This window comes from Natronogracilivirga saccharolytica (assembly GCF_017921895.1).
Classification (GTDB): Bacteria; Bacteroidota; Rhodothermia; order Balneolales; family Natronogracilivirgulaceae; genus Natronogracilivirga; species Natronogracilivirga saccharolytica.
Genome location: NZ_JAFIDN010000006.1, coordinates 1 through 12,541, shown reverse-complemented (window position 1 = coordinate 12,541; position 12,541 = coordinate 1). Strand labels below are relative to the sequence as shown.

The window sequence follows — 12,541 nt, the reverse complement described above, 5'->3', positions numbered from 1 at the left end:
ACACAGTGATTTATAAAATGATTGCAGATCACAACATTATTTCAGAATCACATCAATTCAATTTCACATCAAAAAAAACACGATAAAAAGGAGTTTGTATGAGAAACCTGATTTTCCCCGATTATGACAAGATGAGCAAGTGGATGGCCCATTACATCGTTCACAAGATCAAAAAGGCGAACCCGACGTCAGACCGCCCCTATGTGCTCGGACTGCCCACCGGTTCGTCGCCGGTCGGCACCTACAAAGAGCTGGTGAAGCTCTACAACGACGGCAAGGTATCGTTCCGGAACGTTATCACGTTCAACATGGACGAGTACGTCGGCCTGCCGGAGGACCATCCGCAAAGCTATCACTATTTCATGTGGGATAACCTGTTCCGGCACATCGACATCCCGCAGGAACAGATCAATATTCCTGACGGAAATGCACCGGACCTGCAGCAGGAGTGCTGGAACTACGAGGAGAAAATCAAGGAGGCCGGCGGCATCGACCTGTTTCTCGGCGGCATCGGCGAGGACGGGCACATCGCATTCAATGAACCGGGGTCGTCGCTTTCCTCACGGACACGACTGAAAACTCTGACCTACGATACACGTGTAACCAATGCACGCTTTTTTGACGGTGATGTGGACAGGGTGCCGAAGACGGCGCTGACGGTCGGCGTGGGTACGGTGATGGATGCCGGAGAGGTGGCTATTCTGGTCAAAGGCATCAAAAAGGCGCGCGCCATGCGGATGATGATCGAGGAGGGTGTAAACCATATGTGGACCTCATCGATGCTGCAGCTGCATCCTCACGGAATGGTTCTCTGTGACGAAGAGGCTACCATGGAGCTGAAAGTGGGTACGGTAAAATATTTCAAAGACATCGAACGGGAAGCACTGAGTAAACTGCCGGAGGTCTGAAACTCATGACGTACAGAAACCTGAACAACGATGAACTGGCGATCCTGAAAAGCAACGGCTGTCTGGCCGAAGACTGGGATCATGTGCTGGTCGTGGAGGGATTTAGTCCCGATCGGGTACGCAACGTCTATTTTTCGGGACGAAACAAACTCGGGGTTTTTGACGGAAAGATAAAACTCGAGGAGGGCGAAACCGTGCAGTGTGGCATTTATCACACCACGCTGCACAATACGGTACTGGAGGATAATATATTTATTGCCTCGGTGCAGTTTTTGTCCGGCTACCGGGTGGCCACCGGATCGGTAATCCGGAATGTGGGCACGATTGCCGTCACGGGCAAGACCACGTTCGGCAACGGCACGGAGATCGAAGTGCTGAATGAGGCAGGCGGACGCGAGGTGATGATGTACGACCGGCTGTCTGCACAGGTGGCCTTCATCATGGCGACCTGCCGGCATAACGAGAAGCTGGTTAAACAGCTGGAGAAGATGATCGGGGCGTATGCGGACAGCAAGGTTTCGGAGCAGGGGCACATCGGGACCGGCACCGAGATCCGTGACTGCGGGGTGCTGCGCAATCTCGATGTCGGTGAATACGCCAAAATCAGCAATGCCCGGCATTTGGAGGAGGTTACGTTGGTAAGCTCGAGAGAGGCGCCGGTGACCGTGGGAGCCGGTGTAATCGCTGAAAATGTGATCATCCAGTCCGGCTCGGTGGTCGAGACCGGTGCGGTTCTGAAAAACTGCTTTGTGGGACAGGGCGTGAAGATCGGCAAGCAGTTTTCGGCTGAAAACTCCGTGTTCTTCGCCAACAGCGAGGCGTTTCACGGTGAGGCGGTGAGCCTGTTTGCGGGTCCGTACAGCGTGACACATCACAAATCAACCCTGCTGATTGCCGCGGTGACTTCCTTCGTCAACATCGGCAGCGGCACCAACCAGAGCAACCACATGTACAAGCTCGGCCCGCTGCACCAGGGCGTGCTTGATCGCGGCGTGAAAACCGGATCGTTCAGCTATATGGGCTGGCCGATGCACATCGGGCCCTTCACCGCGGTGATCGGCAAGCACCCCGATTCGTTTGACGGATCGGAATTTCCATTCTCCTACATCACCGAAATGAACGGGCGTTCGATGCTCACGCCGGCGATGAACCTGTTTACCGTCGGCACGCGGCGCGACACCGAAAAATGGCCGAACCGCGATAGGCGCATGGGCGATGACAAACTCGATCAGGTCCATTTCGATCTCTTCCATCCGTACATCATCAGCAAGGTGCGAGCCGGACTCGCCCGCATGAAAGAGCTGCGCGAGAAGGCGTCGAAAGAGCAGGACATGGTCCACTACAAGGGGCTTTACATCAAGCGGTTGCTGCTCAAGACCTGCGCGCGCTATTACGAAATGGCAATCAGGATGTTCATGGGCAAGGGGCTGATGCGGCGCCTGAACAGCCTGGATCTTCCGGTCAGTCAGAAAAAGCTGCTGCGCGGACTGCAGTTTGACCGGGACAAGGTGTGCGATCGATGGGTGGATGCGGCAGGCATGTATCTGCCCGAAGTGCTTTACACCAGACTGCAGGAGAACATCGCTTCGGGCGCTTTTGCCGACACGGCCGAACTGGAAGCGGCTGTTGCCGGGCTGGCTGCCGAAACCGATGAATACATCTGGGCCTACTGTGCCGCACTCATCGAGGAGTGGCATGGGGTGCCGGCCGACAGCTGGAGTCCCGCCCTGCTGGCGCAGATCATAGACGAGGGTGCCGAACAGACGGTCAAATGCAACAATATGATCGTGCACGATGCCAAAAAGGAGTTCGATATCTGGAGCAGGATCGGATACGGCCTGTCGGGCGATGCGGATGGCGACTTTGCAGCGGTTCGCGGCGATTTCGAAGGCAATAAATTTGTGACCGGACTGAAAAAAGAGAACGAGGAGGTGCTGGAGGAGGCGGATGCACTGAAGAAAAAAGCCGGACTGGTCAAATGACCGCTGTTTCCGGCCGTTTCTTGCGGATGCTGCTTGCGGCCGCATCGACAACAGCGGTTTCAAGAAGCCGTTCCGCTGCTCTTTTTGCTGCTTCCGGTGCTGCTTCCTTTGCTTCTTTTGCTTCTTTTATTGCTGCCGGATTTCTTATCCGGCAGCCGGGCCTCCACTGTGAGTCCGCCCTCAGGCGGGGTTGAAAACATGAGTTCTCCCCGCAGTTGTTGGATCAGTCCGTGGATGATGGTGTATCCAAAACTCTCCGGATTGTTCAGCGTGTCCACATCCGGCACCCCTTTTCCGTTATCACGGATCACCAGCCGCCGGCCCTCCTTGAACTTTTCGAAAACTACATCAATATTACCGCCTTTGCAGCCGCGGAAAGCGTGTTTGTAGGCATTGGTGACCAGTTCGCTGATGAACAGCGTCATGGGCACCGACTCGTTCATGGTGAGCATGATATCATCGGACCATACCTTTACGGTGATTTTTTTCTCGTCCGGCTCGTAGATAGTGTCCAGGTACTCCACCAACCGTCGGAGAAGTTCACCGGCTTCGATCTCGGCAAAATTGCTGCTTTCGTAGACCAGCTCATGAACGAGCCCCATGGATGCCACCCTTGTTTGCAGGCTCTGAATGAGCTTGTCAGGGTTCTTCTTCTGACTGGAAAATTCAGACTGCAGGGTGAGCAGGCTGGAAATCACGGCCATATTGTTCTTCACGCGGTGGTGGATTTCCGAAAGCAGGACCTCCTTCTCCTTCAGGCTCTGGCAGACCTGCTCCTCAGCCATCTTCAGTTCGGTGACATCCTGGTCGGAGCCTCTGTAACCCAGCAGGTTCCCGCGATCATCATATATGGGCATGGCATTGGTGAGTACCCAGGCGATGCTGCCGTCAGGCCTCTGGACGGGATTGAGGTGATCCTGGAATGTGTTTCCGGCGCGAATGCGGGTGAGCGTCTCCTCACGGAACGCCTCGCGACCCTCCTCCGGCTTATGACCCCAGATTTTTTCCGCCATCGGGCTGATAAACGTAAACAGTCCGTTCGTATCAAGTTCCCAGATAACCGTCTGGTTGAGTTCGATGATCTGCCGGAACCGTTCCTCCTCTTTCTTGCGGTCGGTGATCACCTCGGTGTAGATGATGATGCCACCGATAGAGCCATCCATCTCATACCAGGGCCGGCATTCCCAGCGGGTCCATTCCACGGTGCCGTCACTACGGTAGAACGGGTCATTTTCGGCACTTGAGGTATGGCCCTGAAGGGCCTTTTGATGCACCTTGCGCCACTTTTCCGGCAGGTCCGGAAACACCTCGTAGTGATGTTTTCCAATGATGGCGCGGTCCTTTACCTTGAAGACGTCCAGATACCGCTGGCTTACATAAACATAGTTGAGATCCTTGTCGTGCACGGCTACCGCACTGCGGTTATGCTCGATAATGTATTGCATCAGGTCATGCGAGTGTCGGAGCCGCTGCTCCCGTTTACGCAGTTTTTCGTCGGATCGCTTGCGGGTGGTGATATCCTCGAAGGTGGCATAGGCCTGGAACGGTTTGTCAGCTCCGGGCTTGAACAGGGGAATGGCGGTTATTTTAAGCCAGGTATATCTGTTTTGTTCGGGGATGTAAACGCCGCGGGTGACCGGACCTGTTTTTTTTCCGGTGCGGAGGGCAATCATTGCGGGATGTTCGGAACCGGGGACTTTTGAGCCATCCTCCCGGATCATTTTCCAGCGCGGATCCATCGACGTTTTGCCTTTCATCTGATCTGCTGAAAGTCCCAGAATCTTTCCGGCTGCGGGGTTTGCCGATGATATGGTGCCGTCGGGATTCTGATAGATCACTCCCTGGGTGATGGTGTGAAACAGGCGGTGATACTTTTCGCTGCTTTCCTGAATTTCACGTTGCAGTTTCTTGTTGCGCTCCAGTTCGCTGCGCAGCTGCCGGTGCCTGCCGTGGTGCTGCATGGTGAGTGAAAGGCAGGCGGAAATTTCGTGGATGGATTCATCCGGTTTAATGAAACAGTACGGGCTGGCTGCCTGGATTTTTTCCAGGGTTTGCGGATCGGTGCGGCCGGTGAGAAAGACGACGGGCAGGTCATGGGTTTGTCCGATCTCAGCAGCGGTACGGAACAATGCATCCACTGCCTCAGTGATTCGGGATGGCAGCAAAAAAAGGACAAGCGAATCATCAGGAAGCTCGCCGGCTGCCTGCTCCGCATCGGTATCCGAAGCACATGTTAAGACATCATAGCCATGTTCTGTAAGTTCCCGGTGAAAATTGCGCTCTGATTGCTCCTGCGTTTCAACAAGCAGAATAGTAGTATGCGATCCGCTCTTCATAGGCTGTCAATATCGCGGTGACAAAAAGAGGTCAGGAAATCAGGTGCTGCACTTCCGGACGTTTGATGGTTAAATAATACATGATGAAATCCCCTTGTCTCTCTATGAAACTGAATTTTACGTTAAAGTAAAAGTATTTTTCGAAAATAAAATTATGCTTCGAAATAATTCTGAGGGCGGGTAAAATATTTACAACTTAAATTTCTTCATGATTCGAATTGTTCACGAGCGTCTCATTCCTATATATCAACAGCATCTCTTTGATAGTAATGCTTATATCATCAAGGAATTTTTGATAGGCCAATATTTGCAGAAAAACATCAAATATGCAAAGAATTCATCACTAAACCCTTTCCGATTTTAGATACTAATGGGATTATTTGATAGTACGGAGCATCCAGGTGAAACCAGAAATGACGAAACAGCATAAAAAAAGCCCCACCGGGTAGGCGGGGCTAAAGGTTAAAAACCTGCGGCATATAGCCTTATTGTGACAAGATTCAAAGATGGGATTCTTAAAATCTTGTTACCAATTAAATAATTTTTTTTCTTATATACAAATTATTGCTATTTAATTATCGGCAATGAGACGCATTTTTATACATCATGGAGATTAGAAATGAGTAGAATATTAGGTCTTGATCTGGGAACAAGTTCCATCGGGTGGGCAGTAGTTAACGATGAAGATGAAACTATTTTTGGAATGGGGACGCGAATATTCCCGGAAGGAGTGGAAAATCTCGGAGACGGCGAAGGTGAAATTTCAAAAAACGCCACCAGGAGAGATGCACGAAGCAGCAGGCGTCAGTTTTTTCGACGCAGAGTGCGGAAAAATTACCTTTTAAAAATCCTGGCTTCACATAATATGTGCCCCTTTGAAAAAGAGGAGATTAAGACCTGGAATACCGATCGCTTATTTGCCAGGGATGAGGTTCGGGATTGGCTGGCATTAAATCCGTATGAACTGAGAAATAGAGCCCTGGATCAAAAAGTCTCACTTCATGAACTCGGACGAATTTTTTATCATCTGATTCAGAGAAGGGGTTATCAGAGTAACAGTCGTAGTGCGGGTGATGAAGATGGTGCGATATATGAAGGAAAGCCGAAAGAGGGGAAGAAAGGTATTCTGGAAACAAGGGACCAAATTAAAGATCAAACACTTGGACAGTTTCTCCATAAATTGTATCCGGAAGATGGGGAGTCGTATAAAGAGCCGGAAGACAGGATCAGGAATCGGTATACAACCCGTCAAATGTATATCGACGAATTTGAATCTATCTGGACCAACCAGGCCACATATCATAAAGAACTAACTGATGAGCTGAAAGCGGCTATTGGTGGACGAACACAGGACGGGTACAAAGAAGACGGTGTTTTATTTCATCAGCGACCTCTCCGTTCTCAAAAACACCTGGTTGGCAAATGTACATTTGAGCCGAGCAAGCCCAAATGCCTTCGAAGTTCCATTGTGTTTGAACTTTTCAGGATGTATCAGTGGGTAAATACCGTAGAGTGCAATGGTAAGAAACTGAATATTGATGACCGTGAAAAACTAATTGAACAATTAAAGAAGAAGGCCAAGGTCAAATTCAGTGTGCTTAGAAAAGCGATCAACAAGGAAGGAAGTGAGTTTCAGTTCAATTACAAAAATGACGACCAAATTGCAGGCAGTTTGACCATATCAAAACTGTCATCAAAAAAAATCTTCGGTAATCGCTGGGATGACTTTACACTTGATGAACAAGAGGCTGTATGGCATGACCTTTACTTCTACGATGACAAAGAAAAATTGAAAAAGCGGGGAGAAGATCAGTGGGGACTTTCGGAAGAGCAGGCGGCAGACTTTTGCAAATTCCGGCTTGGCAATGGAAATGATCAGTATTCGCATTTAAGCAGGAAAGCCATCTTGAATATACTTCCTTTTTTAAAGCAGGGTTTTACATACGACACGGCCGTTACACTTGGTGGTATTAAAAATGCATTTGGTGCGGAATGGGAGCGTCTCGATCCGGAAAGCAAGACGCTAATTTCCGACAACATCTGGGATATTATGCCTCAGAATAGCAAAGGCGGTTATATAAATACATTGCGAAAATTTCTGTCCGACGAATTCGGGATGACGGATAAGCAGCTAAAAAAGCTGTACCACCACAGTACGAACATTAGAGTTCAGGAATTATTGGAAAAGCTGCCTGTAGGCCGTGATGCAGATATTGAAATCCAAAGCATAAAAAACCCTGTTGTCATAGCTGCGCTTTTTGAATTACGAAAGGTAGTAAACGAACTCATTGACCGTTTCGGGTCTTTCGATCAAATCAAGATTGAGCTGGCCCGGGATCTGAAGATTTCCAAGTCGAAAAGAAATGACATTCGGCGGGAACAGAAAAGGCTGGAACGGGAGAACGACCGGGTCAAAAAGGAGTTGATCAATGCCGGCCAGGACATTTCACATAGTAATATATTAAAATTCAAACTGTGGGAAGAATGTAACAAAACATGTCCGTTCACCGGCCGATCCATTGAGTTTAATCAACTATTTTCAGGTGACGTTCAGATAGAGCACATCCATCCCTGGAGTAAATCACTGAACGACAGTTTCATGAATAAAACTCTTTGCTTTGCTGATGAAAACCGGGCCAAGGGCGACCGGACGCCATACGAGTTTTATCACAACGAGCAGGGTAAAGAAAAATGGGAACAAATCAAGGCACAAGCATTGAGTTGTTTTAAAAACAAGCCTAATTATCCCAAGGCATATCTGAAGTTCAAGCAATTTATCAAGCAAAAACACGACAGTGATTTCAAAAGCCGGCAACTTAATGATACGCGATACATCAGCCGGGAGGCGAAAAGCTATTTATCGAAAATTTGCCGGGATATTGTAGTAGCTCCGGGTCAAATGACATCAAATCTGAGAAGTAAGTGGGGGTTGAACAGCATACTCAGTCTTGACGATGAAAAGTCGAGAGAAGATCACCGCCATCATGCTGTTGATGCGCTGGTTATGGCTTGCACAAATGTCGGTTATCTGCAAGAGCTCAGCCGCTGGAACAGGTATCACCGCTCATACGACCTCAAAGAGTTCCCTTTGCCATGGGAAGATTTCCGCCAGCAGGTGGACTATCACGTGAACCGCATTTTAATTTCGCATCGAAAAACCAATACGGTGTTAACCAGGCGTACCCATAAAACTACAAAAAACGGAAAAACCTATTTCAATACCGGCATTGCTGCGCGAGGTCAGTTGCACAAGGAGACGGTGTTTGGCAAGCGAAAAACAAATGGAGGTGCTCATGCCTATCATGTACGCAAGCCATTAGAAAGTATCACTACAAAAAAACAGGTTGAGAAAATTGTGGATCCGGTTGTAAGGGGAATAATTCACAGGCGTATTGAGAAGATGGGCGGATTCGAAAAAGGCAAAAATGTTCCAAACGAAACTTTCTTCAGAGCGGACGAAGAGGGGCGTAAAATTCCGATGATTCACTTGCCGAATAAAAATGGAGATCCGGTTCCGGTTAAAAAAGTTCGGCTGCGGGAAAATCTGGGTGGGGCTGAACAGCTGCGGGATATCAATCAATTTGTCAATCCCCGCAATAATCATCACGTATTGATCTATCGAGACAATAAAGGAAACTTAAAAGAAGACACGGTCACCTTCTGGACAGCTGTAGAACGCAAAACCCAGGGAGAGCCGGTAGTTAAGCTTCCGGATGACGGGGAAGAATTTGTAACCACGTTGCAGATCAACGACATGTTTGTAATTGGATTGCCGGAAGAGAGCCCTGATGTTTCGCGTTTCGATACCGATGTAATTGGGGCGCATTTATACCGTGTGCAAAAGGTCTCGGAAGGTTATTATGTATTCCGTCATCATTTGGCATCTACATTGAATTTTCCTGATCAAGAGTGTCGAATACAAAGTTTAAAAAAATGGCAGGAACTGAATCCTGTTAAAGTCAGAATAACACCATCAGGTCTTTTGAAGGTTTATTAGCTTTAAAGTAATGACGTATTAAATTTTGTCTTTACCCGTTTCCCAACCCAACTGTTCATCATGAGAATGAGAGAGGAGGCCTGGTATGATCAAGAAGACACTGTTTTTCCAGTCGGCTTGCCACCTGAATACCCGACATCAGCAACTGATGATTACAACAAAGAAGACCGGAGAGGTGAGCCAACGGCCGATTGAAGATTTAGGATTCGTACTATTCGATCATCCACAGATTACGTTTACGCAATCAGTGATCCAGCTATTGAATAAAAACAATACTGCGGTGATTTTTTGTGATCAAAGACACCATCCCTCCTCAATGTTGCTAAACCTTGACGCACATCAGGTGCAGTCGGAACATTTCAGAGCCCAGATTGAAGCCGGAGTGCCTTTAAAAAAGCAACTATGGCAACAAACCGTGAAAATGAAAATATGGAATCAGGCATCCGTTCTGGACTTTTTGGGTTATGACGGAGAGCCGCTGCGATACATGGCACGTAAGGTAAAAAGTGGCGATGGGAGTAATGAAGAGGCAAGAGCGGCACGCTATTATTGGCCGTTTTTATTTGGCCAAGAGTTCGTCAGGTTGCGATATGGACCACCACCGAACAACTACTTGAACTACGGGTATACGGTTCTTCGTGCGGCTGTGGCTCGTGCGTTAGCCGGATCAGGACTACACCCAACACTTGGGATTCACCACCGGAATAAATACAACGCATTTTGTTTGGCCGATGATATCATGGAACCATACAGACCATTTGTAGATATGGCAGTGTGTGAATATTGCGATGGCGGAATGATGTCTGATGAACTAAAGTCCGAGCATAAAACTGATTTACTGGAAATTTTGACAACGGACGTGAAGATGAAAGGAAAAAAACGTCCGCTGATGATTGCTTTGACAGAAACAACCGCATCATTGGTACGATGTCTGAAAGGAGAGCAAAAAGGTTTGAAATATCCTGAAGTATGAGTCATTCAAGATTAAGCGCATATCGAGTCATGTGGCTATTTGTCTTTTTTGATTTACCGGTTACCACAAAAACAGAACGTCGCCGTGCAACACAATTCCGGAAAAAACTGTTGGATGACGGGTTTACCATGATGCAGTTTTCTGTTTACAGCCGGCATTGTGCAAGTAAAGAAAGCCTGGCTGTTCATATGAAACGGGTTAAGAGTTTTATTCCGTCTGATGGCCATGTAAGTATTCTATCAGTAACTGATAAACAATATGGAAAAATCAGAAATTACTGGGGAAAAAAGAGCCAACCCGTTGCCAATGCACCGCCACAAATTGAGCTTTTTTAGAAAAAAAATGCCGAAATATGCTGTATGACAGACATAAACCGGCATTTTTTTCTAAACCGATATCCAAGTATATGACTGACTATCAGAAGGTTACAAGACCAACTAATATCGGTCATCCCATCTTTGAATCAAACCACAACATGCTGAGATAGCGCCAGACAACACACAAAAATATCGGTCATCCCATCTTTGAATCAAACCACAACTATGGTGTCCTGTGGAATGATGAAAAACGGAATATCGGTCATCCCATCTTTGAATCAAACCACAACAAAGTAGGGAAACTTATTGGAAAGCCTTCGAATATCGGTCATCCCATCTTTGAATCAAACCACAACTGAATTTTGGGATTTGTACGATAAAAAGAAAATATCGGTCATCCCATCTTTGAATCAAACCACAACGGCTACATCTGGTTCGCTAAGGTCTAATTTAATATCGGTCATCCCATCTTTGAATCAAACCACAACTGCCTGTAGTGCCAACAGCGAAGCAAGTGTAATATCGGTCATCCCATCTTTGAATCAAACCACAACGCGGCAACCTTTACAGAAAGATGGATAAAAAATATCGGTCATCCCATCTTTGAATCAAACCACAACGCGGCAACCTTTACAGAAAGATGGATAAAAAATATCGGTCATCCCATCTTTGAATCAAACCACAACTCCGGGGTGCCTTCATACCATACCTTCCAAAATATCGGTCATCCCATCTTTGAATCAAACCACAACTCTTTGGCTATGGGTGACTGACTGGCGGCAATATCGGTCATCCCATCTTTGAATCAAACCACAACATCTTCTTTTTGATTGAGTAAGCAGAAGTTAATATCGGTCATCCCATCTTTGAATCAAACCACAACTTGCGGGACATTGACGAGCTACATGACTATAATATCGGTCATCCCATCTTTGAATCAAACCACAACAGCGGGCACAACCACCAATATAAAATCACAAATATCGGTCATCCCATCTTTGAATCAAACCACAACTGCTTGAAGACCCGTCGGGAACAGGGGTAAAATATCGGTCATCCCATCTTTGAATCAAACCACAACTGACAGGGAGTTAAAGAAGAAGGCAGAAAGAATATCGGTCATCCCATCTTTGAATCAAACCACAACACAAACGAATCAGAGAGGAAAACAACAAAAATATCGGTCATCCCATCTTTGAATCAAACCACAACAGAAGAAAATGAAGACGTACCACATGTACTAATATCGGTCATCCCATCTTTGAATCAAACCACAACTTGGAGTCCGGCGATGGGCTAACCGTTGACAATATCGGTCATCCCATCTTTGAATCAAACCACAACGATACAGTAACGACCCCACTTGTTTGGTGAAATATCGGTCATCCCATCTTTGAATCAAACCACAACGCCATTAAGTGTAATCTTAGTTTGTCCTTTAATATCGGTCATCCCATCTTTGAATCAAACCACAACTCGGCTCCTAATTTCATCCTCCCCCCCCGTAATATCGGTCATCCCATCTTTGAATCAAACCACAACTCCGCGTTGAGAATGGCGATATCAGCATGTAATATCGGTCATCCCATCTTTGAATCAAACCACAACTACCGCTGATTGCAGCGTTTTAAATTGTAGAATATCGGTCATCCCATCTTTGAATCAAACCACAACCGTAGGTTCACTGGAGCGCAACTGCAAAGCAATATCGGTCATCCCATCTTTGAATCAAACCACAACGAAGCAATAATTGATAATGCCATTGAAAAGAATATCGGTCATCCCATCTTTGAATCAAACCACAACTTCTTGATTAAGTTTCTGAATTTCGGGGGCAATATCGGTCATCCCATCTTTGAATCAAACCACAACACATTGGGTATATACGTGCTTATATTACTCCTGATTCCGTGAGTTAGTGCTCATTTTCAATTTTTGGAACCGAAAAATCCGGCAAACGTCTTCTTTCATTTCTTTTCGCAGACAATTGGGCTGGAAAAAAGCATAAACAAGCTTATAAATCCGAGC

6 protein-coding genes and 1 CRISPR repeat array are annotated in these 12,541 nt (G+C 47.1%); of the genes, 5 read left to right on the top strand and 1 reads right to left on the bottom strand.

Annotated elements, in window-relative coordinates:
• The first annotated feature begins 98 nt into the window (after positions 1 to 98).
• On the top strand, positions 99 to 908 hold the full coding sequence (gene nagB / locus NATSA_RS08690) for a glucosamine-6-phosphate deaminase (protein ID WP_210511727.1): 810 nt from the start codon (positions 99 to 101) through the stop codon (positions 906 to 908).
• Positions 909 to 913: 5 nt separating this feature from the next.
• Entirely contained in the window at positions 914 to 2,890 is a 1,977-nt protein-coding gene (locus NATSA_RS08685) for a DUF4954 family protein (protein WP_210511725.1), read from the top strand.
• 59 nt (positions 2,891 to 2,949) lie between these two features.
• On the opposite strand, the gene NATSA_RS08680 is transcribed toward NATSA_RS08685, so the two are convergent.
• Positions 2,950 to 5,226 (bottom strand): PAS domain-containing sensor histidine kinase, encoded by a 2,277-nt coding sequence (locus tag NATSA_RS08680; RefSeq protein ID WP_210511723.1) that lies wholly within the window; start codon positions 5,224 to 5,226, stop codon positions 2,950 to 2,952.
• A gap of 619 nt (positions 5,227 to 5,845) precedes the next feature.
• Between NATSA_RS08680 and cas9 the strand changes: the two genes are divergently transcribed.
• The 3 genes from cas9 to cas2 all read left to right on the top strand — a co-directional run bounded on the left by cas9 (position 5,846) and on the right by cas2 (position 10,531).
• The gene (gene cas9, locus NATSA_RS08675) at positions 5,846 to 9,223 is read left to right on the top strand and encodes a type II CRISPR RNA-guided endonuclease Cas9 (protein ID WP_210511721.1); all 3,378 of its coding nucleotides are present in this window, start codon (positions 5,846 to 5,848) and stop codon (positions 9,221 to 9,223) included.
• An 85-nt stretch (positions 9,224 to 9,308) separates the two neighbouring features.
• Positions 9,309 to 10,196, top strand: coding sequence for a type II CRISPR-associated endonuclease Cas1 (cas1, locus tag NATSA_RS08670; RefSeq protein WP_210511719.1), 888 nt, complete (start codon positions 9,309 to 9,311; stop codon positions 10,194 to 10,196).
• Positions 10,197 to 10,225: 29 nt separating this feature from the next.
• Positions 10,226 to 10,531: a CRISPR-associated endonuclease Cas2 gene (gene cas2, locus NATSA_RS08665; protein ID WP_210511717.1), complete on the top strand. Its 306-nt coding sequence runs from the start codon at positions 10,226 to 10,228 to the stop codon at positions 10,529 to 10,531.
• Positions 10,532 to 10,635: 104 nt separating this feature from the next.
• A CRISPR array of direct repeats spans positions 10,636 to 12,385; the repeat unit is 36 nt; unit sequence AATATCGGTCATCCCATCTTTGAATCAAACCACAAC.
• Positions 12,386 to 12,541: the final 156 nt, after the last annotated feature.